General features: G+C 67.7%; 19 protein-coding genes. 10 read left to right on the top strand and 9 right to left on the bottom strand.

From position 1 onward, the window contains the following. Positions 1-5: 5 nt before the first annotated feature. Both cysC and cysD read right to left on the bottom strand, forming a co-directional pair. The gene (cysC, locus tag AC0KS4_RS04490) at positions 6-1,847 is read right to left on the bottom strand and encodes an adenylyl-sulfate kinase (RefSeq protein ID WP_238958084.1); all 1,842 of its coding nucleotides are present in this window, start codon (positions 1,845-1,847) and stop codon (positions 6-8) included. After that, entirely contained in the window at positions 1,847-2,776 is a 930-nt protein-coding gene (gene cysD, locus AC0KS4_RS04485; protein WP_238958085.1) for a sulfate adenylyltransferase subunit CysD, read from the bottom strand. Before cysD ends, cysC begins: the two co-directional genes overlap by 1 nt. A 114-nt stretch (positions 2,777-2,890) precedes the next feature. On the opposite strand from cysD, the gene AC0KS4_RS04480 reads away from it, so the two are divergent. Further along, positions 2,891-3,331 carry a PaaI family thioesterase gene (locus AC0KS4_RS04480; RefSeq protein ID WP_238958086.1) on the top strand — a complete coding sequence of 147 codons (441 nt, stop codon included), beginning with the start codon at positions 2,891-2,893 and terminating at the stop codon, positions 3,329-3,331. A 74-nt stretch (positions 3,332-3,405) separates the two neighbouring features. Here the strand turns inward: AC0KS4_RS04480 and AC0KS4_RS04475 are convergent, their stop codons facing one another. Next, positions 3,406-3,897, bottom strand: a complete 492-nt coding sequence (locus tag AC0KS4_RS04475) for a beta-class carbonic anhydrase (RefSeq protein ID WP_238958087.1) — start codon at positions 3,895-3,897, stop codon at positions 3,406-3,408. 212 nt (positions 3,898-4,109) lie between these two features. On the opposite strand from AC0KS4_RS04475, the gene AC0KS4_RS04470 reads away from it, so the two are divergent. From AC0KS4_RS04470 to AC0KS4_RS04455, 4 genes are all read left to right on the top strand, one after another. Beyond that, positions 4,110-5,087: an ABC transporter permease gene (locus AC0KS4_RS04470; RefSeq protein WP_238958088.1), complete on the top strand. Its 978-nt coding sequence runs from the start codon at positions 4,110-4,112 to the stop codon at positions 5,085-5,087. Positions 5,088-5,188: 101 nt separating this feature from the next. Next, positions 5,189-6,064 carry an ABC transporter permease gene (locus AC0KS4_RS04465; RefSeq protein ID WP_225326760.1) on the top strand — a complete coding sequence of 292 codons (876 nt, stop codon included), beginning with the start codon at positions 5,189-5,191 and terminating at the stop codon, positions 6,062-6,064. Then, positions 6,061-7,896 carry a dipeptide ABC transporter ATP-binding protein gene (locus AC0KS4_RS04460; protein ID WP_225326738.1) on the top strand — a complete coding sequence of 612 codons (1,836 nt, stop codon included), beginning with the start codon at positions 6,061-6,063 and terminating at the stop codon, positions 7,894-7,896. Before AC0KS4_RS04465 ends, AC0KS4_RS04460 begins: the two co-directional genes overlap by 4 nt. Continuing rightward, complete coding sequence (locus AC0KS4_RS04455) at positions 7,859-9,565, top strand: ABC transporter family substrate-binding protein (protein ID WP_225326739.1); 1,707 nt, start codon at positions 7,859-7,861, stop codon at positions 9,563-9,565. The genes AC0KS4_RS04460 and AC0KS4_RS04455 overlap by 38 nt, the downstream gene beginning before the upstream one ends. On the opposite strand, the gene AC0KS4_RS04450 is transcribed toward AC0KS4_RS04455, so the two are convergent. From AC0KS4_RS04450 to AC0KS4_RS04440, 3 genes are all read right to left on the bottom strand, one after another. Continuing rightward, positions 9,552-10,796 (bottom strand): alpha/beta fold hydrolase, encoded by a 1,245-nt coding sequence (locus AC0KS4_RS04450; RefSeq protein ID WP_225326740.1) that lies wholly within the window; start codon positions 10,794-10,796, stop codon positions 9,552-9,554. The two genes, AC0KS4_RS04455 and AC0KS4_RS04450, sit on opposite strands and share 14 nt — an antisense overlap. Before the next feature lie 95 nt (positions 10,797-10,891). Then, positions 10,892-13,513 carry an AAA family ATPase gene (locus AC0KS4_RS04445; protein WP_225326741.1) on the bottom strand — a complete coding sequence of 874 codons (2,622 nt, stop codon included), beginning with the start codon at positions 13,511-13,513 and terminating at the stop codon, positions 10,892-10,894. Then, positions 13,510-14,661, bottom strand: a complete 1,152-nt coding sequence (locus AC0KS4_RS04440) for a metallophosphoesterase family protein (protein ID WP_238958089.1) — start codon at positions 14,659-14,661, stop codon at positions 13,510-13,512. Before AC0KS4_RS04440 ends, AC0KS4_RS04445 begins: the two co-directional genes overlap by 4 nt. Positions 14,662-14,824: 163 nt before the next feature. On the opposite strand from AC0KS4_RS04440, the gene AC0KS4_RS04435 reads away from it, so the two are divergent. Continuing rightward, positions 14,825-15,328: a SixA phosphatase family protein gene (locus AC0KS4_RS04435; RefSeq protein ID WP_238958090.1), complete on the top strand. Its 504-nt coding sequence runs from the start codon at positions 14,825-14,827 to the stop codon at positions 15,326-15,328. A gap of 73 nt (positions 15,329-15,401) precedes the next feature. On the opposite strand, the gene AC0KS4_RS04430 is transcribed toward AC0KS4_RS04435, so the two are convergent. Together AC0KS4_RS04430 and AC0KS4_RS04425 are read right to left on the bottom strand one after the other, a co-directional pair. After that, positions 15,402-15,932 (bottom strand): DUF3558 domain-containing protein, encoded by a 531-nt coding sequence (locus AC0KS4_RS04430; RefSeq protein WP_238958091.1) that lies wholly within the window; start codon positions 15,930-15,932, stop codon positions 15,402-15,404. 8 nt (positions 15,933-15,940) lie between these two features. Then, positions 15,941-16,498 carry a DUF3558 domain-containing protein gene (locus tag AC0KS4_RS04425; protein ID WP_225326745.1) on the bottom strand — a complete coding sequence of 186 codons (558 nt, stop codon included), beginning with the start codon at positions 16,496-16,498 and terminating at the stop codon, positions 15,941-15,943. Between the two features lie 181 nt (positions 16,499-16,679). Between AC0KS4_RS04425 and AC0KS4_RS04420 the strand changes: the two genes are divergently transcribed. The 4 genes from AC0KS4_RS04420 (at position 16,680) to AC0KS4_RS04405 (ending at position 23,493) form a co-directional block, all read left to right on the top strand. Then, on the top strand, positions 16,680-18,446 hold the full coding sequence (locus tag AC0KS4_RS04420; RefSeq protein WP_238958092.1) for an ABC transporter ATP-binding protein: 1,767 nt from the start codon (positions 16,680-16,682) through the stop codon (positions 18,444-18,446). Continuing rightward, on the top strand, positions 18,443-20,347 hold the full coding sequence (locus tag AC0KS4_RS04415; protein ID WP_238958093.1) for an ABC transporter ATP-binding protein: 1,905 nt from the start codon (positions 18,443-18,445) through the stop codon (positions 20,345-20,347). The genes AC0KS4_RS04420 and AC0KS4_RS04415 overlap by 4 nt, the downstream gene beginning before the upstream one ends. Before the next feature lie 43 nt (positions 20,348-20,390). Then, complete coding sequence (locus AC0KS4_RS04410; RefSeq protein ID WP_425326370.1) at positions 20,391-21,536, top strand: BTAD domain-containing putative transcriptional regulator; 1,146 nt, start codon at positions 20,391-20,393, stop codon at positions 21,534-21,536. A 175-nt stretch (positions 21,537-21,711) separates the two neighbouring features. After that, complete coding sequence (locus AC0KS4_RS04405) at positions 21,712-23,493, top strand: serine/threonine-protein kinase PknH/PknJ (RefSeq protein WP_238958094.1); 1,782 nt, start codon at positions 21,712-21,714, stop codon at positions 23,491-23,493. Positions 23,494-23,535: 42 nt separating this feature from the next. Here the strand turns inward: AC0KS4_RS04405 and AC0KS4_RS04400 are convergent, their stop codons facing one another. Continuing rightward, the gene (locus AC0KS4_RS04400; RefSeq protein WP_238958095.1) at positions 23,536-24,120 is read right to left on the bottom strand and encodes a hypothetical protein; all 585 of its coding nucleotides are present in this window, start codon (positions 24,118-24,120) and stop codon (positions 23,536-23,538) included. Positions 24,121-24,200: the final 80 nt, after the last annotated feature.

Raw genomic sequence — 24,200 nt, 5'->3', positions numbered from 1 at the left:
GCAGGCTAGCCGCGTGATTCCAGCAGGTCGAGGACCCGCTGCGCCTGCTCCTCAACAGTGCCGTCCGGGGTGAGCCGCAGATCGGGATTCACCGGCGGCTGATACGGGCTGTCAATTCCGGTGAACTGCGTGATCTCACCCGCGCGCGCCTTCGCATACAGGCCCTTCGGATCACGCTTTTCGCATTCGTCGATCGGGGTGTCGCAGAACACCTCGATGAAGTCGAATCCGGCGTCGGTGTGCACTTTGCGCGCCAGTTCGCGTTGCTCGGCCAGCGGGCTGATCGCCGGCACCAGCACCACGTTGCCGCAGTCGGCGAGCAGCGCCGCCACGTGCGCGAGCCGGCGCAGGTTCTCGGCGCGGTCGGCCATGGAAAAGCCCAGGTCGGCGTTCAACCCGTGCCGCAGATTGTCACCGTCGAGAACGTAAGCCAGAGAACCGCTTTCGAGCAGCTTCTGCTCGACCAGCATGGCCACCGACGACTTGCCGGAACCCGACAGGCCGGTGAACCACACCGTCTTACCGCGGGGCCGGGCCTCGGCGGTGGCCGAGGGCTTGTGCCGCACGGTGTTTGGGCTCGCCGCCTGCGCCGACACGTCGCGCAACACCATGCCGGCCGCCACGGTGCCGTTGGTGTGCGGGTCGATGAGGATGAACGAGCCGGTGCTCGGGTTGCGGGTGTACTCGTCCAGCAACAGCGGAACCTGGGTGCGCAGCGAAATACGGCCAAGCTCATTGAGCTTCAGCGCCGTCGCGGTTTTGTCACGGTGCAGGGTGTTGACGTCGAGCCGGTAATCGAGCGCGGTCACCTTGGCGTGCGTGGTGCGGGTGGTGTGCTTGATGACGTAATCGCGGCCGGGCTCGAGCGTCGCGTTGTCGGCCATCCAGCACACCGTCGCGTCGAACTCCTGCGCGACCCTGGGCTGGTTGTGGGTGCGCGCGATCAGATCTCCCCGCGAGATGTCGATCTCGTCGGCGAGGGACACCGATACGGCCATCGGCGGGAACGCTTCTTCGACCGGACCATTCGGCCCCTCGATCGCGGTGATGCGGGTGTGTTTGCCGACGGGCAGCACCACGACCTCATCCCCGGCACGCATGACGCCGCTGGCGACGGTGCCGGCGTAGCTGCGGTGGTCTTGATGTTCGCGGGTGTGCGGCCGGATGACGTACTGCACCGGGAACCGAACGTCGACCATGTTGCGGTCACCGGCGATGTACACCTCTTCGAGGTGCGACAACAATGCCGGCCCGTCGTACCACGGCGTCTGGTCCGACTTGGTCACGACGTTGTCGCCGTGCAGCGCGGAAATCGGGATGGTGGCGACGTCGTGCACGTCCAACCGAGCGGCGAACGCGTGGAACTCGTCGCGGATGGCTTCGAATTTCTCTCTGTCCCAACCGATCAGGTCCATCTTGTTGACGGCGAGCACGATGTGCTGGATGCCCAGCAGGGACGCCAGGAACGCGTGCCGGCGCGACTGCTCCAACAGGCCGTGCCGCGCGTCGACGAGCACGATCACCAATTGGGCGGTCGACGCCCCGGTGACCATGTTGCGGGTGTACTGGATGTGACCGGGAGTGTCGGCGATGATGAATTTCCGCTTGGGAGTGGCGAAGTAGCGGTAGGCGACGTCGATCGTGATGCCCTGCTCGCGTTCGGCCCGCAAGCCGTCGGTCACCAGCGCCAGGTCGGTGTAGTCGTGACCGCGGTCCTTGGACGTCTGCTCCACCGCGGCCCACTGGTCTTCCATGACGGCCTTAGAGTCGTACAGCAGGCGACCGATCAGGGTGGACTTGCCGTCGTCGACGGAACCCGCGGTTGCGAGCCTCAGCAAGGTGGCCATCAGAAATATCCCTGTCGTTTGCGGTCTTCCATGCCGGCCTCCGAGATCCGGTCGTCGGCCCTGGTCGCCCCGCGTTCGGTGAGCCGGGACACCGCGGTCTCGGCGATGACCTCGTCGACGGTGGCGGCTTGCGACTCAACGCATCCGGTGCACGTGACATCCCCGACGGTGCGGAAGCGCACCGTCGCCTCGAACACCGGCTCGTCGGCGCCCGGCTGCATGTTCCGGTCGACCGCGAGCAGCATGCCGTCGCGGCGAAAGACCTTGCGCCGGTGCGCGTAATAGATCGACGGCAGCGCGATGTTCTCGGCGCCGATGTAGGACCAGATGTCGAACTCGGTCCAGTTGGACAGCGGGAAGACCCGGATGTGCTCGCCCTTGTGGTGCCGGCCGTTGTAGAGGTTCCACAGCTCCGGCCGCTGCGCCTTCGGATCCCACTGACCGAACTCGTCGCGGAAGCTGAACACGCGCTCCTTGGCCCGGGCCTTCTCTTCGTCGCGGCGGGCCCCGCCGAACGCGGCGTCGAACTTGTTCTCCCGGATGGCGCGAAGCAGGGTCACGGTCTGAATCGGGTTGCGCCCCTGCCGCGGCTCGACCACCCGGCCGGCGTCGATGTCTTCCTGGACCGAGGCGATGACCAGGCGCACCCCGTGCTCGTTGACCAACTCGTCGCGGGTGGCGATCACCTCGTCGAAGTTGTGCCCGGTGTCGACGTGCATCACCGGGAACGGCAGCCGGCCGGGACGGAACGCCCGCAGCGCCAGATGCAGCATGACGATGGAGTCCTTGCCGCCCGAGAACAGCAGCACCGGCCGCTCGAACTCGGCCGCCACCTCCCGAATGATGTGGATCGCCTCTGCCTCCAGCGAGCGCAGATGGCTCAATTCGTACTGTCCGACGGCGGGGGCCGCCTTCAGATCACTGGTCATCGCTTCCTTCGCAATCGCTAAAACCTGGCAGAATTGACCATATTTAGCACCTTAGCGATATATGAGACCAGCTGGCGCTGGACCTGTCAACCTGGGGTGCGAAAGCATAAACGAATGACTTCTACCTCCGGACCTTCTCACCCGCCCACGCCGAGCGGCCGCGACGTTATCGCGCAGTTCCTCCCCCAGTCCCCGTTCGTCGTCAAGTTGGGCATCGTCGCCGACCGGCTCGAGGAGGACGAGGTGCGGCTGCGGCTGCCCTGGGACCCGTCCAACGTGACGCTCGGCGACATGGTTCACGGTGGGGCCATCGCCACCCTCGCCGACCTCACCGTGATGGCCGCGGCGTGGTGCGGCGTCCCGGCCCCGCCGGAACTACGAGGCGTGACGGTGTCCATGGCGCTGGACTACATGGCCCCGGCTCGGGCCACCGACGTGATCGGCATCGGCCGGGTGCTGCGACGCGGCCGATCGCTGGTCAATTGCGAGGCCGAGATCGTCGACTCGGGGGGCACGCTGGTCGCCAAGGCCTTGGCGACCTACAAGGTCGGCTGAAGGGCCACCGAACGTGCACTGATGGCGGGGATTGGGCCGATTTCTCGCCGTGGCTACACGCTCGGCGCACGCTTCTAGATCTTGACCTCGTTGAGCTTGCCCGTGGCGACGTCGAAGAAGAAGCCGCGCAGGGAGACGTGCTTGGTGACGAACGGATTGCCCTCGATGCGGCGCAGCGACTGACGGACGTCCTCGGCGACGTCCGGAAACGCCTCGGCCGCCCACGACGGCTTGATCCCGGTCTCCTCCTGGATGCCGCGCTTGAAGTCATCGTCGGTGAAGGTGAGCATCCCGCAATCGGTGTGGTGAATCAGGATGATCTCGCGCGTTCCCAACAGTCGTTGGCTGATGGCCAACGAGCGGATGACGTCGTCGGTGATGACTCCCCCGGCGTTGCGGATGACGTGGGCCTCCCCCTCGTTGAGGCCGAGGAGGCGATACACGTCGAGCCGCGCATCCATGCACGCGACAACCGCCACATGCTTGCCCGGCGGCATCGGCAGCGGGCCCTTGAAGGTGGTCGCATATTCGGCGTTGTTGGCCAGGAGATCGTCGGTAACCGTCACGCAAGCCTCCTCGGGAGTGTCGCGGTCTGAGGCGTGCCGCAATTGCCGCACCGCTCGGTACCGCGGTGGATGCTAACAACCGATCACACGCGATGCACGCATGAGAATCAAGCAGATCCAAAGGTCACCGAACGCACAGGGCGCTGCACCCGCGACGCTGTGCTGTCGGCTCGATAACCTGTCCCAATGCGACGCGGGCTGTGCGGACGGGTATGACTCGGTTCCTCGCGCGCCGGTTGCTCAACTACGTCGTGCTGCTCGCGCTGGCATCGTTTTTGACGTTTTGCCTGACGTCGGTGGCTTTCAAACCGCTGGACAGCCTGCTGCAGCGCAATCCGCGACCGCCACAAGCCGTCATCGATGCCAAGGCCCACGCGCTCGGTCTCGACGAACCGATACCGATCCGCTACGCGCACTGGGCTTCGCACGCCGTCCGCGGTGACTTCGGCAAGACCATCACCGGCCAGCCCGTCGGGGAGTCACTGTGGCGCCGCGTCGGAGTGACGCTGCGGCTGTTGGTCATTGGTTCGCTGGTGGGCACCGCCGCGGGCATCGCGGCCGGGGCGTGGGGCGCCATTCGGCAATACCGGCTCAGCGATCGCGTCGTCACCATGGTGGCTCTGCTGGTCCTGAGCATCCCGACGTTCGTCATTGCCAACCTGTTGATCCTCGCCGCGCTGCGGGTGAACTGGGCCGTGGACCTGCATATTTTCGACTACACCGGGGAGACCTCACCGGGTGTGTCCGGCGGGGCCGGCGCGCAGTTGCTCGACCGGCTGCGGCATTTGGTGTTGCCGTCACTGACCCTGGCGCTGGTGGCCGCGGCGGGATACAGCCGCTATCAGCGCAACGCGATGCTCGACGTCCTCGGCCAGGATTTCATCCGCACCGCGCGCGCCAAGGGGCTGACCCGCCGGCGTGCGCTGGTCAAGCACGGCTTGCGCACCGCGCTGATCCCGCTGGCCACCCTGTTCGCCTACGGGGTGGCCGGGTTGGTCACCGGAGCGGTGTTCGTGGAGAAGATCTTCGGCTGGCACGGCATGGGCGAATGGCTGGTGCAGGGCATCGCGACGCAGGACACCAACATCGTCGCGGCCATCACCTTGTTCTCCGGCGCGGTGGTGTTGCTGGCCGGCCTGCTCTCCGACGTGTTTTACGCGGCCCTCGATCCCCGGGTCAGGGTGTCATGACCCGCGCCGCCGACGATGCAGGGCGAAGCGACGAGGAGGAGGGGCGTCCACGGACCTCCGCGGCGGATATCGATGGCGCCCATGGGTTTTCGGGTCACGAGGTGGCGGGCTTCACCTCGCGCCGCACGCTGGTGTTGCGCCGGTTTGCGCGCAACCGGTTCGCGGTGGCGTCGCTGACGTTGTTGGTGCTGCTGTTCGTCGGCTGTTACACGCTGCCCGCGGTGCTGCCCTATTCCTACGAGGACCTCGATTTCACCGCGCTGCTGCAGCCGCCCAGCGCACGCCACTGGCTGGGCACCAACGCGCTGGGCCAAGACCTGTTGGCGCAGATCCTGCGGGGAATGCAGAAGTCGATGCTGATCGGTGTCTGTGTCGCGGTGATCTCCACCGGCATCGCCGCCACCGTCGGGTCGGTGTCAGGCTATTTCGGCGGTTGGCGCGACCGCGTGCTGATGTGGGTGGTCGACCTGCTGTTGGTGGTGCCCAGCTTCATCCTGATCGCCATCGTGACGCCGCGAACCAAGGATTCGGCCAATATCTTGATGCTGGTTCTGCTGCTGGCCGGGTTCGGCTGGATGGTCAGTTCCCGCATGGTGCGCGGGATGACCATGAGTTTGCGTGAGCGCGAATTCATCCGCGCCGCAAGGTATATGGGCGTATCGAGTCGCCGCATCATCGTCGGGCATGTGGTGCCCAACGTGGCTTCCATCCTGATCATCGACGCGGCGCTCAACGTCGCGTCGGCCATCCTGGCCGAAACCGGCCTGAGCTTCCTGGGTTTCGGCATTCAGCCGCCGGATGTGTCGCTGGGCACCTTGATCGCCAATGGCACCCAGTCGGCGACCACGTTCCCGTGGGTGTTCCTGTTCCCCGCCGGGGTGCTGGTGCTGATCTTGGTGTGCGCCAACCTCACCGGCGACGGCCTGCGGGACGCGCTCGACCCCGGCAGCACAGCGGGCCGAGGGGGCGACCGATGAGCACCCTGCTCGAGGTGACCGACCTGGCCGTGACCTTCGCAACCGGCGGCGACCCGGTGACCGCGGTGCGCGGCGTCAGCTACCGCGTCGGACCGGGAGAAGTCGTCGCCATGGTCGGCGAATCAGGTTCGGGCAAGTCCGTTTCCGCGATGGCGGTGGTGGGCCTGTTGCCCGACTATGCGCGGGTGAGCGGCTCGGTCCGGTTGCACGGCACCGAGCTGCTGGGCCTGGACGACGGCGCGATGTCGCGGTTCCGGGGCAAGACGGTCGGCATGGTGTTCCAGGATCCGATGTCGGCGCTGACGCCCGTCTACACCGTCGGCGACCAGATCGCCGAGGCGATCGAGATCCACCAGCCGCGGGTGGGAAGGAGAGCGGCCCGCCGCCGCGCGGTGGAGCTGCTCGAATTGGTGGGCATCGCCCAGCCGGAGCGACGCGCCCGCGCGTTTCCGCACGAACTCTCCGGCGGCGAACGGCAACGGGTCGTCATCGCGATCGCGATCGCCAACGACCCCGACTTGTTGATCTGCGACGAGCCCACCACCGCACTCGATGTCACCGTGCAGGCGCAGATCCTCGAGGTCCTCAAAACCGCACGCGACGTCACCGGAGCCGGGGTGCTGATCATCACGCACGACCTCGGTGTGGTCGCCGAGTTCGCCGACCGGGCGCTGGTGATGTACGCGGGACGGGTCGTCGAATCCGCCGACGTGCACACGCTTTACCGGGACCGCCGCATGCCCTACACCGTCGGGCTGTTGGGCTCGGTTCCGCGCCTGGACGCCGCACAGGGCACCCGGCTGGTGCCGATCCCCGGCGCACCGCCGTCGTTGGCCGGCCTGGATCCCGGCTGTCCCTTCGCCCCGCGCTGCCCGCTTGCCATCGACGAATGTCGGCTCGAGGAGCCGGAATTGCTGTCCGTCGGCGCCGATCATCGGGCGGCCTGCATCCGCACCGACCAGGTCGAGGGCCGCAGCGCCGCGGACATCTACGGCGTCAGCACCGAAGCCCATGCGGCGGAATCCGGTGATTCGTCGGTCGTCGTCCGGGTGCGTGACCTGACCAAGACCTACCGACTGACGCAGGGCGTGTTGCGCCGCAGTGTCGGCGAGGTCCGCGCGGTCGACGGTGTCAGCTTCGAATTGCGTCAGGGGCGCACCCTGGGCATCGTCGGCGAGTCCGGTTCGGGGAAATCGACCACGTTGCACGAGATCCTGGAGCTCACCGGGCCCGAATCGGGATCGATCGAGGTGCTGGGCACCGACGTCACCACCCTGAGCCCGGCCGGTCGACGTTCGCTGCGGCGCGACATTCAGGTCGTGTTCCAAGACCCGGTCGCCTCGCTGGACCCGCGGCTGCCCGTGTTCGAGCTGCTCGCCGAACCCCTGCGCGCCAACGGGTTCGACAAGAGCCACACCAACGCGCGCGTCGCCGAGTTGCTGGACATCGTGGGGCTGCGCCGCGCCGACGCGATCCGCTACCCCGCCGAGTTCTCCGGCGGGCAAAAGCAGCGCATCGGCATCGCGCGTGCGCTGGCACTGCAACCGAAGATTCTCGCACTCGACGAGCCCGTCTCCGCGCTCGACGTCTCCATCCAGGCCGGGATCATCAACCTGCTGCTCGATTTGCAGGCAACCTTCGGATTGTCCTATCTGTTCGTCTCGCACGACCTTTCGGTGATCAAGCACCTCGCGCACGAGGTGGTCGTCATGCATGCCGGAGCGATCGTCGAGCAGGGCGACAGCCGGCAGGTCTTCGCCAACCCGCAACACGAATACACCCGGCAGCTGCTGAATGCGGTGCCGCAACCGGATCCGGGCAATCGTGTCTAACCGCGGCATCCGGTTCGCGGCAGCGCTTTTCACGATGGCGCTGGCGCTGCCGGGCTGCTCACCGGCGATCAACGTGATTCCGGAGACGGGTCAAAACGCGCGCATCGGCTCGACCAGCGACATCAATCCGCACGATCCGGCGACCCTGCAAGACGGTGGCGACCTGCGGCTCGCGCTCACCGCGTTCCCGCCTAACTTCAACATCTTGCACATCGACGGCAATTCGGCCGAGGTCGCCGCGATGATGAAGGCCACCTTGCCGCGCGCCTTCATCATCGGGCCGGACGGCTCGACGACGGTCGACACCAACTACTTCACCAGCATCGAACTGACCGGCACCGCACCGCAAGTGGTGACCTACACGATCAACCCCCACGCGGTGTGGTCGGACGGCACACCGATCACCTGGGAGGACATCGCGAGCCAGGTGCACGCCCTGAGCGGCGCCGACAAGAATTTCGAGATCGCCGGGCCCAGCGGCGCCGACCGCGTCGCCTCGGTAACCCGCGGGGTCGACGACCGGCAGGCCGTCATGACCTTCGCCAAGCCGTACGCGGAGTGGCGCGGCATGTTCGCCGGCAACGGGATGCTGCTGCCCAAGAGCATGACCGCCACCCCGGAGGCGTTCAACAAGGGCCAGCTCGACGGGCCGGGCCCGTCGAGCGGCCCGTTCGTCGCATCGTCGTTGGATCGGACGACCCAGCGGATTGTGTTGAGTCGCAACCCGAGATGGTGGGGTCCGCGGCCCCGCCTGGACAGCATCACCTACTTGGTGCTCGACGACGCCGCGCGGCTGCCGGCGCTGCAAAACAACACGATCGACGCCGCCGGGGTCGGCACGATCGATCAACTGACCATCGCGCAGCGCGCCAAGGGAATCACGATCCGGCGCGCCCCGGGCCCGGCCTGGTCTCACATCACGTTCAACGGCGCGCCGGGGTCGATCCTGGCCGACAAGGCGTTGCGGGTCGCGGTGTCCAAGGGCATCGACCGGCAGACCATCGCCAAGGTGGTCCAATATGGCCTCACCAGTGACCCGGTGGCGCTGGGCAATCACATTTACGTCGCGGGCCAGAAGGGCTACCAGGACAACGCCGCCGTGGTTCCCTACGACCCGGCCGCCGCCAAACGCGAGCTCGACGCCCTGGGCTGGCGGCAGGTCGGCCAGTTCCGGGAGAAGGACGGTCGACAGCTGGTCATTCGTGATTTGTTCTACGACGCCCAGGGCAGCCGACAGTTCGCCCAGATCACCCAGCACAGCCTCGCCCAAATCGGCGTCAAGCTCGAACTCGTCGCCCGGGCGGGCAGCGGCTTCTTCACCAACTACGTCAACGTCGGAGACTTCGATCTCGCCCAATTCGGTTGGCTCGGAGACGCTTTCCCGCTCTCGGGGCTGACCCAGATCTACAAATCCGATGGGGAGAGCAACTTCGGCAAGATCGGCAGCCCGCAGATCGACGCCGCCATCGAGCGGACCCTGGAAGAACTCGACCCCGACAAGGCGCGGGCGCTGGCCAACGACCTCGACAAACTCATCTGGGCGGAGGGGTTCAGCCTCCCGCTCACCCAATCGCCCGGCGATGTCGCGGTGCGCAGCACGCTGGCCAACTTCGGCGCGGCCGGCCTCGGCGACCTGGACTACACCGCCATCGGTTTCACGCGGAGTTGAGCCGCCGCAGCAGCCGCGACGGGATCGGCAGCGCCCCTTCGGCGGCGGCCGCCGTCCCGACCAACTTCCACAGCAGGCGCACCTCGGGGCGCGGCGGAAGCGCGTCCAGCGACGACGCTTGGGCGGCAAGGCCATCCAGGTCACCGCGCCCAACGGCGTCGGCGGCGGCGAGCGCGACGGGCTCACGAAAATCCAGCGCGCTGTGCGCCATGCTTGGCAGGCTCACGAGCACCGCGCTGGGCAGCAGCGCTGCCACGCGTTCGGCCACCGCGGGCGGGGTGATGAGGTCACGGCCGCCGGAAATCACCGCGGTGGGCCAGTTGAAATTCGGCATTTCGGCGGGCAGGTCATAGGGCTCGTCCTCGAACGACACCCGCTGCGTGCGTGATTCGCGTTCGGCCACCGCGGGATCCAGCGGCAGGCCGTCGGGTTCGGCCGCGTAGTCCAGCTCGCGGAACGCGATGCGGCTCACCAGGTCTTCCTCGTAGCGGTACGGCAGGTTGCTCAGGGTGGTGAACCGGGATAGCGCCCACCACAAGAGTTTTCGGCGCTCCAGCAACAGGTCGAGTTGACGCTCGAGCAGTGCTGCCCCACCATAGCCGTAAATGGTCGCGACGACATGCGTTGCCGCCGGGGTCATGACGCCGGCGTCGACGAGTTTGCGCATTTTCGGTGCCAATGCGGCGGTTTCGGGACTATCGCCTTTGAGCAGCAGTCGGCGGATCGCCCGTCGCACGATGACGATGTCGTGCCGCGACAGCAGTGGCGAATCGAGCACCATCCCGTGTACGCGGTCGGGATGGCGCACACCGACCCCGGCCGCGATGTAGGTGCCGTAGGAGGCGCCGTAGATGTCGGCCGCGTCCGCGTGGGCGTCGTCGAGCACCGCCGCCACGTCGTCGACCACCTGATTCACCGTCATCGCCTGCGGGGGCAGATCGGCACCCGAATCGTCGTGGCGCGACATCCCCACCCCGCGGTGTTCGATCATGATGACGTCGAGACCGGCCGCCGCGGCGCGCCTGCGCAGCCCCCGGTACATCTGCACCGACGCGACCCCCGGCCCGCCGGGGATGATGACCAGCGGGTGGGGGGATTTGCGGCCCGTGCGCAGGTAGTACAGATCGAACTCTTCGGCGCTGTGGGGCGAGATCGGCCGGCGCACGGCGCGCACGCCGGGCAATTCCGCCAGCTTCTGCTGCACCCGGCTGCGCTTCGCGTTCATGGTCATTCGTGTCGGACCGCCATGGTCCCATTCTGCAGGCAGCGCATCCGGCGGTGACGAGTCGTCACGCCGGCCGTATCGGTTGAGGTCAGCCGCCCGGGTTAGGCGCTGAGGTCGATGCGGTGTGCGCCCCGGACACCGTCGTACCGGTCGGGACTGCAGGTCAGCACGATCACCTGGCCGTGAGTGCCGACGCTGTCGAACAACTGCCCCATCTTGGCCAGCCGGTCGGGGTCGGTGAAACCCAGTGCGTCGTCGACGACCACCGGGACGGCGTCCTCCTTGGCGACCAGGGCGGCGCCGGCCAGCCGGGCCAGGATGCCGAGTTGCTCCTTGGCGCCGCCGGACAAGGATTCGTAGGGCACCGTGATGCCGTTGAGCGTGCGGCTACGGATGCACAGGTCGCTGTCGATGTCGACCTCGAAGCTGGGGCCGAACACGGGACGGCCGAGCCGCTGCAGCTCCGCGCGATAGGGCTCGACGTAGCGTCGCCGGGTGGTGTCGCGGTGGCGCGTCATGACCGAGCGCAGCAGTTGCGCGGCCCGGGCCCGCCCGCCGATCTGCCTGTGCTCCGTGGCGGCGTGCTCGCGTTCCGTTTCCGCGGCGTCCAGCTTGCCCTGGCGCCCCTCGCTGCCGAACACCGAGAGTTCGATGGTGATCTCGCGCAACGCGCGGGCGGCTTCTTCGTAGCGCTCCTGCAACGACTCGGCTTCCTTTGTGGCCTCGGCCAATTCGGCGGCTACCGCTTCGGGGGACGCGGCGGCCAAGGCGGCGTCGAGCTCGCCGAGCCGTTGTTCGGCGGCCTGCCGGGCCCGCAACGCCGAGTCCGCCGATGCCGCCAGTTCCTCGTCGCTGACCGAGGCGCGTTCGGTGTCCAGCCGGGCCGCGGCCGCCTGGAGCTCGGCGCGTTGGGCTTCCAACGTGTTCTGCAGAACGCTTGTCCGGGTTGATAATTCGGCCAGTGCCGCGGCGGCGGTGGTGGCGGCCTGACGGCGAGCCTCGCAGTCGCTCGATGCGGCCGCGTGACCCTGTCGGGCCGCGTCGAGTTCGGCGCGGGCAGCGCCGATGTCCGTGGCGCCCGGCTCCGGTTCGGCCGGGTGTTCGGCGCGAAGCTGCGCCAGGCGCGAGCGCATCTCCTCGATCACTTCGTCGCCGCACAAACCGGCCAGGGTGGCGCTGAGCTGATCGCGGGTGCTTTGCAGCTCGCGGCGTCGCCGGTCGGCCGAGCGCGCGGCGGCGAGATCGGCCACCTCGCCCGCTGCCAGCGCCGTGGTCATTTCTTGTTGTGCCGCGGCGTGTTTCGCGTGAATATCCAGCGTGGTGGCGCCCGGGGTGACCCGGGCGGTCAGGACATCGGGGAACTCGACGACGGTGGGCCCGGCGGCGGTGGTCGACCAGCTTTGCCCCGCCGCCAAGGTGATCCGTTCGCCGCCGACCACGAGGTGAATGTCGGCGGAGGCGGTGAATTCGACCGCCGCCGACGTCGACGCCAACTGGTCGCCGATGCGATCGACCGCGGCGGCGGCGTCCTCGATTCGGCGCAGCACTTCCTCGGTGACGGCGATCGTGCTGAGCTCGGCGCAGATTCGCTCACGATCCCGCTCGATGGCATCGACCCTGGCCAGCCGGGCGCTCAACCGGTCGGCCTCCTCGCGGTCGGCGAGCCGGTCGACGGCGCGCCGTGCGGCGTCGACCCGGCACTGCAGGTCGGCCAGCACCTGGGTGGCCCGCTGGAGCGTGGCGTCGCACGCCTCCGCCTCCGCACGCGCCGCCGAGTGCGCGGCCGCGGCTTGGTGCGCGTGGGCTTCCGTTTCGGCGACAGTGCCAGCGCGGGTGTCGATTTCGGCGAGCAGCTGCAAGCGTCCGGCGTGGGCGGCGCCCGCCGCCGCGCTGGTGGCTTCCGCCGCGGCGGCCATCAACTGGGCTTCGCGCCGCTGCGCGGTGAGCTCCGCGATCTTGTCGGCCGCTTCCTGCGCGGCCGCGACTCGCGGGCCGGCGGCGATGCGCCGCTGGGAGAAGTCGGCCACCTGCTCGGTCAAGACGGCGTGACGAGACACGCGGTCATCGACCTCGGCGACGGCGGCCGCGCACTCGGCGACCGCGGCCTCCGCATCGGCCAGCCGGGCAATCGCGGCGGCCCACTGCCCCGTCGGACGCCCGGTCGGCGTGAAATACCGTGCATATTCGGTGTCGATTCGCTCGATCAGCAACGGCTCGGTGCCGCAGAGGCCGCCGCTGTCACCGGCGGCGACATCGAGCGCGCGCGACAGCGCGTCGCACCCGGACAAATCCACCGCGGTCGTCGACGCCGACTGCAGCACGCGCTGGGCATGCCACAGGTCGCTGTCCACCGTCTCGGCCAGCATCGCCCGGACCCGTTCGTGGGCTTCGTCGCCGGTCAGTTGTTCGCGGCACGGCGAGATGACCGTCAGCTCCGTTTCGCATTTCTTGTGAAACCGCTTGCGATAGACGAAACGGTAGGGGCCACAGCTGATCTCGGCAGACACCTCGGAGCCCACGTCGCTGTGAGTGGGCTTGACCTGCTTGACTTCCTTCTTCGTCGAGCGATCCCGGGACTCCAGCAGCAGATCCAGGGCCTCGATCATCGACGACTTGCCGATCTCGTTGGCGCCGCACACCACCACGACGCCGTGGTCGGGGAATTCGATTTCCCGGTGCGAGATGCCGCGGTAGTTCGTCAGGATCAACCGGTGCAGCTTCACGCGGCGCCCCGATCGGTGAGGCGCAGCAGCAACGCCAGCGCCGCCTGCGCGTCGACGGCGGCGGCGGAATCCTCCTCGCGGGCCGTGGCCACCAATTCCTCGACCGCCGCGGCGGCGAATCCCCCGATGCCGAGGTCGCTGAATTCGCCGTCGGCCGGGATCACCGCCAGATCGGTGTGCCGTTCCCACAGGCCCAGCCACGCGAACAGCCGCGCGTATTTGTCCAGGCAGGCGTCCAGCGCCGCACGGTCGGTGACCGTCAGCGAGCCGGTGAGCGCCAGGCGCACCACGGTTCGGTCCTTGTCGGTCATCAGGTCCAGGTTCACGTCGAGGTCGGCGATGTCGCGGCTGGTGTCGACCTGCCGGTGCATCGTGACGAAGCGCCAGCATCCGACGTGCCGCGCGGTCACGGAGACCGCGCGCCCCGGGTCGGCCTCATCGATCTCCACCACCAGCACGTGGCCGGGCTTGGATTCCACATCGTCGAAGTTGGTGACTTCCGGCGCGCCGGAGTACCACACCCGGTCGCTGCTGCCGACCTGGGTCAGTGAGTGCTTATCCCCCAGCGCCACGTAGTGCACCGCGCCGCGGGACAGCGCGTCGTCGAGCGTGGCGAGCCGGATCAGCGAGGGCTTGTCCTTGTCGGGGTCCAGGACGTCGACTCCGCCGTGCGCGACGAGGATTCGGGTGCCCGCGGCCGCGGGCAGGCCGTCGAGAACGTCGGCCACGAGGTCGGTGGTCGGCACCTTCGACCGCCACGGCGCGGCGACGATCTCCAGCCCGGGACGCACCTGATGGACGCCGGCACGGTCGAGCACCACGACGTTGTCCGGACGCTCGGCGGTGAACAGCGCGCTGGTGTACACCGATGAGGCGTCCAGGGGATCGTGGTTGCCCGGAAGCAGATAGACCGGAATTCCGATGGCGCGCATGGCTTCCAGGGACTGACCGATCACCTTCGGCGGAAGCTGGTTGTGCTCGAAGACGTCGCCCGACACGACGACGAACTCGGCGCCTACTTCCGCGGCGAGCGCACCCAGACCGGCAACCGCGTCGCGGCGGGCCGCCGAATAGCGTGGCTGGGCGTCGCCGGCGAGGAAGTGCCGGGTCATGCCCAGTTGCCAGTCGGCGGTATGCAGGAATCGCATGCGGGCGACCCCCTTTCGAACTGCGTGTTTACCGGGGCATCGCGAGTTTAGGTCTGCGCACCGACAAGACGCGGGACCTCGATCGGCAGGTCTTGGCACTGGCCAAATACCGGCGCGCAGGGCATGGCCGGCCGGGCTGCCGCTCTGACTAATCTGATTGTTCGTGACTGCCGAGCGCACCTTGCTGTTGATGCGGCATGCGAAGTCCGAGTATCCGGCCGGGGTCGCCGACCACGATCGGCCGTTGGCGCCCCGCGGCATCAGGCAGGCCGGGCTCGCCGGAGACTGGCTGCGCGCCCACGCGCCCACCATTGACGAAGTGCTGTGCTCCACGGCGACGCGGACCCGCGAGACGCTGCGGAACACCCGCATCGATGCGCCCGTGCGATACAGCGAGCGCCTCTATGCCAGCACCCCGGGCACGATCATCGACGAGATCAACGCGGTGGACGACCGCATCCGCACGCTGCTCGTCATCGGACACGAGCCGACGATGTCGACCCTCGCCCTGGGACTGGGCCGTGCCGGCGGCACCGACGCCGCTGCGGCCCAACGCATTTCGACCAAGTTCCCGACGTCGGCGATCGCGGTCCTTGCGGTGCCGTGTGCATGGAACGAGCTGGAGCTCGGGGGTGCGTCCCTGGTCGACTTCGTGGTTCCGCGCTAAGCGCACTCCGCTGCGCCGAACGTGGACTTGTTGGGCTCGAAACACGATATCGACGTTCGGCGGGGTGAAATGGCTAGGAGTTGGTGGCCAGCGTCAGCTCCATCAGCTTGATGGCCTGCCCGCACGCGTCGATGCCCGGCGCCTGCGGGTTGATCCACCAGCCGACCACACCGGCCGCGTCACTGGCCACCCCGCACGCGCCGTTGGCGTCGTCGGGACGCATCACAATCGAGTCGATCCCGGCGATCGGCCGCGACTCGATCTTGTACTTCAAGAACTCCGCGACCTTGCGCTCATTGCTCAGGCTGCCCTGCTCGAACCAGAACCGGGTGATATCGATCAGGCCGCCCGGGTTGGCCGCCTGCCACCGGCAGATCGCGCCGACGAACGTGCTCTGGATGTCGAGCGGGTCCGCCCCGACCGTCTTGGCCAGAATGTCGCTGGTCAACACCTCACATTCCTTGAGCAGGTTCGGGTACTGCTGCTGGGAGTTGTTGTTGCGGGGCACGTTGCCGCCCGCCTTGACCGCGTTGCCCCCGACCGACCTGGAGCAGCCCGTCAACACCAGCAGCGCAACCATGACGACGGCCGCCACGGCGCGCATCGGGGCCGTCATTTCGAGTTCGCAATCGACTGCCGAGCCAGCTCTTTCGCGATATCGCACGGCGGCGGGAACGGCTTCTGACTGAAACTGATCGACCACTCGATGAAGTCGTCCTGGAACTGGATGCCTACTTCGCACAGCGAGTCACCCAGGTTCGGCTCGTTCCCGACGGCGATGAAACCGCCGTGGCCGTTGATGTTGATGTCGTCGACGCTGGCACGTGAAAGCTCCTCGGTCTTGCGTTCGCGTCCGATCGGGCTGCCGCGATACCAGGAGAAGGAGAAGTGCGGCCCGAGGATGCCGCCGCCGGCGAGCCACTGGCACCCGACGGAGTTGCGGGCGGTGTTGATCAGTCCGGTCACCCTGGTGAGCTCGGCCACCGTCTGGTCGCTGATGCCGCCACATTGCGGGAACATCGGCCCGTGGTTGCCTTGCCCCTTCTGCGGCGTCGACGACGCCGTCGCTCCGGGTTTGTTGCCGCCGGAATCGGAGCAGGCCGCAACCGCGGGAATCAGGATCGTCAATGCTGACGCGACAAAAGCCAGCGCCCTCGCATTACGCCGCACCGCTACCCTGCTTCCGTTCCGCCCGCTGCTGGTCCACACGATGCACTGTAGCGGCAGCCCAGCGGGTCAACCACCGACGCGCCTGAGCAGGAATTTCAACGCCACCAACCCGTGCCGTGCGGGCGTTGGCCGTCGGCGGTTGGCGCGGACGACCGGGCCGCCGGTGTGCGACAGTTACCCCATGCTCCTGGCACTGCTGCGCCAGTACATCCAGCCGTACCGCCGGCTGGTCGCGGTGCTGATGGTGCTGCAGCTGATCAGCAACCTCGCGTCGCTGTACCTGCCGACCGTCAACGCCGCCATCATCGACGAGGGTGTGGCCAAGGGCGACACCGCCACGATCGTCAGGCTCGGCATCGTGATGCTCGGGGCCACCGGGTTGCAGGTGTTGTGTTCGGTCGGGGCGACCTATTTCGGCTCCCGGACCGGGATGGGCTTCGGTCGCGATCTGCGCGCGGCGATGTTCGAACACGTCGTCACCTTTTCCGAGCGTGAGAGCGCCCGGTTCGGCGCGCCGACGTTGCTGACGCGCAGCACCAACGACGTGCGGCAAATCCAGTACCTGGTCCAGATCACGGGCACCGTGCTCGTGACGGCCCCGATCATGTGCCTCGGCGGAATCGTCATGGCCATTCACCAGGAGGCGGCGCTGACGTGGCTGTTGCTCGTCAGCGTGCCGATCATGGCGGTGGCCAACTACTGGGTGATGTCGCACATGCTGCCCCTGTTCCGCAGGATGCAGGGCCTGATCGACGGCATCAACAGGGTGATGCGGGACCAGCTGGCCGGCGTCCGGGTGGTCCGGGCGTTCGCGCGGGAAGGTTTTGAGCGTGACCGCTTCGCGCGGGCCAACACCGCGCTGTCGAATACCGCACTGACGGCGGGCAACTGGCAGGCGTTGATGCTGCCGGTGACCACGCTGACCATCAACGTGTCCAGCGTCGCGCTGATCTGGTTCGGCGGGCTGCGCATCGATCGCGGCCAAATGCAGGTCGGCTCGTTGACCGCATTTTTGGCGTACTTCACCCAGATCCTGATGGCCGTGTTGATGGCGACGATGACGCTGGTGGTGCTGCCGCGAGCGTCGGTATGCGCCGAGCGGATCACCGAGGTGCTCTCCACCCGTCCCGCCGTCACCGACCCACCGAGCCCAACATCTCCCCCGGGCGGCATCACCGGCGTGGTCCGCCTCGATGGCGCCACATTCACCTACCCGGGCGCCGATCGCCCCGTGCTGCAAGGTATCTCGTTTTGCGCCCGGCCCGGAACCACCACCGCGATCGTCGGCGGCACGGGCTCGGGCAAGTCGACGCTGATCTCCCTGATCTGCCGGCTCTACGACGTGACCGGCGGAGCTGTCCTGATCGACGGCATCGACGTCCGCGATTACCACACCGAGCGGCTGTGGTCGGCGATCGGTCTGGTCCCCCAGCGCGGCTACCTCTTTTCCGGGACGGTCGCCGACAACCTGCGGTACGGCGCCGCCCCGGGGCAGGACATCACCGACGAGGACATGTGGGAAGCGTTGCGGGTGGCCGACGCCGACGGGTTCGTGCGCGCACACCATGACGGGCTGCACATGCGGGTGGCCCAGGGCGGCATCAACTTTTCGGGCGGGCAGCGGCAACGACTCGCCATCGCCCGCGCGGTCATCCGCCGCCCCACCATCTATCTGTTCGACGACTCCTTCGGCGCCCTCGATGTGCACACCGATGCCCGAGTGCGCGCCGCCCTCGAACACCTATCGGGCGAAGCCACCGTCATCGTTGTCACTCAACGGGTTTCGACTGCCGCCCAGGCCGACCAGGTGCTCGTCGTCGACGGCGGAAGACTGGTGGGCGCCGGCACGCATGAGTCGCTGCTCACCGAGTGCCCCACCTACGCGGAATTCGCCGACTCGCAAGCGGTGGGCGCCCTGCCATCAGGGCAAGTCGGGGGCGCGCAATGACCAACACCGCGACCCGCGGCGCGGCGCCGGCCGGGGCGTCCCGCGATTTCTGGGGTTCGGCCGCCCGGTTGGTGAAACAACTTGCGCCACAACGCGGGCTGAGCATCGGGGTGATTACGCTGGGCATCGCGGGCACCGCGATCGGCGTGATCGTTCCACGGATCCTCGGCCATGCCACCGATCTGCTGTTCAACGGCGTCATCGGGCGGCAGCTTCCCGCCGGGATCAGCAAGGCACAAGCCGTCTCCGCCGCGCGCGGCCGAGGCGAGGACACCTTCGCCGACTTGCTGTCCGGGATGAACGTGGTGCCCGGCCACGGCGTGGACTTCGGGGCGGTCGCGCGGACCCTGACGCTGGCGCTGGCCCTCTATCTCGTTGCCTCGGTGTTGATTTGGGCGCAAGCCCGGCTGCTCAACCTCACCGTGCAGCGCACCATGGTGGCGCTGCGCTCCGATGTCGAGGACAAGATCCACCGATTGCCGTTGTCGTACTTCGACGGACGCCAGCGCGGCGAGCTGCTCAGCCGGGTCACCAACGACATCGACAACGTCCAATCGTCACTGTCGATGACGGTTAGCCAGCTGCTGACATCGGTGCTCACCGTGGTGGCGGTGCTGGCGATGATGCTGTCCATTTCGCCACTGCTGGTGGGGATCACGGTGCTGACGGTGCCGCTGTCGCTGCTGGCGACGCGGGCGATCGCCCAACGTTCGCAGCGCCTGTTCCTCACCCAGTGGACGAGCATCGGGCGCCTCAACGCCCACATCGAGGAAACCTACAGCGGGTTCACGGTGGTGAAGACGTTCGGCTCCCAGGCCGCGGCCCGGGAGCAGTTCCGCGCCCTCAACGACGACGTCTACCGGAGCAGTTTCGGCGCCCAGTTCTTCTCCGGGCTGGTGGCGCCCGCGACGACGTTCATCGGCAACCTCGGCTACGTCGCCGTCGCCGTGGTGGGGGGCCTGCAGGTGGCCACCGGCCACATCACCCTGGGCAACATCCAGGCTTTCATTCAATATGTGCGGCAGTTCAATTCGCCCCTGAGCCAACTGGCCGGGATGTACAACACCCTGCAGTCCGGGGTGGCCAGCGCCGAACGCGTCTTCGCCCTGCTCGACGAACCCGAAGAATCGCAGGATCCCGACCCCGCCGGGCCCCCGCCGCCCACCGACGGCGCCCCGCGGTCTGGCGGGCGCGTCGAATTCGCGCACGTCAGCTTCGCCTATCGCCCCGGCGCCCCGGTGATTGACGACCTGTCGCTGGTGGCCGAGCCCGGTAGCACGGTAGCGATCGTCGGACCGACCGGGGCCGGCAAGACCACGCTGGTGAACCTGTTGATGCGGTTCTATGACGTCGACTCCGGCCAGATCCTCATCGACGGGGTGGACATCACCACATTGGACCGGCGTTCGCTGCGGTCGCGGATCGGCATGGTGCTGCAGGACACCTGGCTCTTCGACGGCACCATCGCGGAGAACATCGCCTACGGGCGCCCCGAGGCGGGCGACGACGAGGTGGTGGCGGCCGCCGAAGCGGCCTACGTCGACCGGTTCGTGCGGTCGTTGCCGCGCGGCTACCAAACCCGGGTCAGCGGCGACGGCGCCAACATCAGCGCCGGCGAAAAACAACTCATCACCATCGCGCGCGCATTCCTCGCCCGCCCGCAGCTGCTGATCCTGGACGAGGCGACCAGCTCGGTCGACACCCGCACCGAGGCCCACATCCAGCACGCGATGTGCGAACTGCGCCGAGATCGGACGAGTTTCATTATCGCGCATCGTCTTTCGACGATCCGCGACGCCGACCGGATCCTGGTGGTCGAGGCCGGCCGGATCGTCGAACAAGGCAACCACGCCGAACTGCTGGCCCGCCGCGGCGCCTACTACGCGATGACCCGGGCATGACAACCGCCCCCCGCGCCGCGGACGCGAAAGGCTGGTAGGCGCGATGACCGACAAACATCTCGACTTCCGGCTACTCGGACCGTTGGAGTGCAGCGTCGACGGCGTCCTAATTCCGTTGGGCACGCCCAAGCAGCGGGCGGTGCTGGCCATGCTGCTGATGAACCGCAACAACCCGGTCGGCGTCGACCGGTTGATCACCGCCCTGTGGGACGAGTCGCCGCCGTCGGGGGCGCGAGCCAGCATCCACTCCTACGTGTCCAACCTGCGCAAGCTGCTAGCCGGCGCCGGGGTCGACCCGCGCGCGGTGTTGGTCGCCGCGCCGCCGGGTTATCGGCTCAATGTCCCCAAAGACGCATGCGATCTCGGCCGGTTCATCGCCGAGAACGCCGCCGGGGTGCACGCGGCGGCCTCCGGCCGGTTCGAACACGCCAGTCAGCACCTATCGGCCGCGCTGGCCCAATGGCGCGGCCCGGTGCTCGAGGACCTGGCGGACTTTCGGTTCGTCGACGCGTTCGCCACCTCCCTCGTCGAGGAGAAGATCCTGGCCCACACGGCGAAGGCCGAGGCCGAAATAGCTTGCGGGCGAGCATTTACCGTCATCACCGAACTGGAAGCGCTGACCCGGGAACACCCGTACCGCGAGCGGCTGTGGGCTCAGTTGATGACGGCCTACTACCTCACCGACCGCCAGTCCGACGCGCTGGCGGCCTACCGGCGCGTGCAGAGATCGCTCGCCGATGACCTCGGGATCGACCCCGGCCAAAACTTGCGCACCCTCAACGACCGGATCCTGCGCCAGGAACCGCTGGACGCCAAGAAGAACGCCATGACGACCGCGGCGGCCACGATCACCGTGCTCGAGCAATACACCGTGGCATCCGACCGGAAGGCGGTCGCGCATCTGCACGACGCGTCCGGGCGCCGGTATCCGCTCCACGCGTCGACAACGATTGGGCGCCTTGGCGGCAACGACATCGTCCTCGACTCCCCTGAAGTCAGCCGGCACCACGCCGTCATCGTCGACACAGGAAGCAGCTACATGATCAACGACCTGCGGTCCTCGAACGGGGTGCACGTGCAGAACCGGCGAATCGTCGCAGCCGCCAGCCTGCGGAATGGTGACCGTATCCGCATCTGCGACCACGAATTCACCTTCCAGATAGCCGGTAACGGCCAAAACGAGGCCTAGGAAGTGCGGGCGCCCTGCCGCGCAGGGCGTGCCCGGCGATTGTCGCCGTTATCGTGCGCCGGGGCGGGTGGGCGCTTACCGTCATGATTGCTCGGTCATGGGTCACGATCGTGCGTCCGCCCGCAGACATCGTCATGGGACCGGCGGGTGCGGGGTCGGGTTGGAAGGATGAGGAATGAGCGACGAGCAGGCCTCACGGGCGGGGTCGATGTTCGGCCCCTACCACCTGAAACGGCTGCTGGGCCGCGGTGGGATGGGTGAGGTCTACGAGGCCGAACACACCGTCAAGGAGTGGACCGTGGCGGTCAAACTTCTCTCGGAAAGCTTCAGCAGAGACCCCGTCTTTCGCGAGCGGATGAAACGTGAGGCCCGCACCGCCGGCCGTTTGCAGGAACCCCACGTGGTGCCCGTGCACGACTACGGTGAAATCGACGGCCAGATCTTTTTGGAGATGCGCCTGGTCGAGGGCACCGACCTGGACAGCGTGCTCAAACGCTTCGGCCCGCTGGCCCCGCCACGCGCGGTCGCCATCATCACACAGATCGCCGCCGCTCTCGATGCCGCGCACGCCGCCGGTGTCATGCACCGCGACGTCAAACCGCAAAACATCCTGGTCACCAGCGACGACTTCGCCTACCTCGTCGACTTCGGCATCGCCAGCGCGACCACCGACGAAAAACTCACCCAGCTCGGCACCGCGGTCGGGACCTGGAAATACATGGCGCCCGAACGGTTTTCCGATGCTGAGGTCACCTACCGTGCCGATATCTACGCGCTGGCGTGTGTGTTGTTCGAATGCCTGACCGGGTCCCCGCCGTATCGGGCCGACAGCGCCGGCGTGCTGGTCTCCGCCCACATGAGGGACCCCATTCCCGCGCCCAGCCGGCAGCGCCCGGATATTCCCAGGGCCTTCGATGCGGTGATCGCGCGCGGCATGGCGAAAAAGCCCGAGGACCGTTACGCGAGCGCGGGTGACCTCGCGCTGGCCGCCAAGCAGGCGCTGAGCAATCCCGATCGAGACCGCGCAGCCACCATTTTGCGTCGCAGCCAGGAAGCCGCACTGCCCACGGCCGGCAACGCCGATGCCCGGCAGAACACCGCTCCGGCGCCGCCGGTACCGCCTCCCCCGCCGTACCAGCCCGCTTTCAATACCCCGCCGCCGTCGCCACTCGGGGCGCCGTATTACCAAGGCGGCAGCGCCAATTGGGGCGCCCCTCCTCCGCAGTTCGCCAACGCGGCTCCCTGGGGTCCGCCCCCACCCAGGCCGCGCCGCAACGTCTGGCCCGTCATAGTGGCCGTTGCCGTGGTGTTTGTTCTCCTCGGGAGCGGGTTGGGCATCTGGCTCGCCGTGCGGCCCGATCCGGAACCGCCACCTGCCGCCCCGCTGGCGGCCGACCGTCTCAGCGCCCTGCTGCTCAGCCCGTCCGACATCAACGCCGTGATGGGCTCGTCGACGATGCAGCCGGGCAAACCCATTACGTCAACGGACAGTTCGTCGGTGACGGTGTCGACGCCCGACTGCCAGGGCGCGCTCTACACGACCCAGGATCCGGTGTACGCGGGCACCGGCTACACCTCGGTGAGCGGACTGGTGTCCTCGGAGCCGGGCGACAACTACGACCACTGGCTCAACCAAGCGGTCGTGCTGTTCCCGTCCGCCGACAAGGCCAAGAGCTTCCTGGAGAACTCGGCGGAGAAGTGGAAGGGCTGCGCGGGCAAGACGGTCACCGTCACGAACAAGAGCAAGACATACCGGTGGACGTTCGCTCAGGTGCAAGGCGGTCCGCCGAAGATCACGCTGATGGACACCCAGGAAGGCGCCGACGGCTGGGAGTGTCAGCGCGCGCTGAGCGTGGCCAACAACGTGATCGTCGATATCAATGCGTGCGGGTACCACATCAGCGATCAAGGCGGCCAGATCGCGGACAAGATCGTCGCCAGGATCGACAACGAGTAGCACGCGGTTGCGCGCCAATGCCGTTGGGGCGCTGTGGGATTGCTATGACTGCAGATCGGGGCCCTGCGCGCGCAGGTCGTCGACCGCCGTCATCGCGTCGCGCAATTTGGCCAGCCACTCCTCGGCATGTTCACCGACCAGCTTCACCGACCACGCCAGCGCGTCGGCGCGGGACCGTGCGACGCCGGCATCGACCAACGTGTCGAGCACCTGACGTTCTGGTTGCTTCAGCCGGGTCATGACGGGTACTGCGATGTGGGTGAACAGGATTCGTTCCGTGCCGGATGCGGAGGCGACGTCGACGCCCCAGGAAACCTTGCGTCCGTAGCGATCCTGGGCTTCGTCGGCGATATGCATCCGTTCGGAGCGCGTTTCCTCGCGGAATCGTGACGCCCGCCCGGCCGCGCGGGCCTCGCTCTCCCCACCTTCGGCGCTCGCCGTGTCCGCGAGCTTTCCGATGACGGTGATCTCTTCGCGGTCGACGATCACCGTGGGGTCGCCGTCGAACCACTTCTCCGGTAGACGTCCGGCGAACCATTCCGCGGCGTCGCCGGCGTCGGGTTGCTGGGCTTGCTGCCAGCCCCCGGGGCGGCCGTAGCGCCGCCCGTGTGCGTGATGAGCCTTCATGATTACATGATTACACCGTTGCACTTGAAACGGAACAGGCGTTCGCCGGGAGCTGAAGGCGACCGGCCGCCGATCTCGTC

This window comes from Mycobacterium sp. NTMscope_MAC_12, assembly GCF_976985675.1.
The sequence above is the reverse complement of the archived record's forward strand: the minus strand, read 5'-3'. Positions and strand labels throughout refer to the sequence as shown.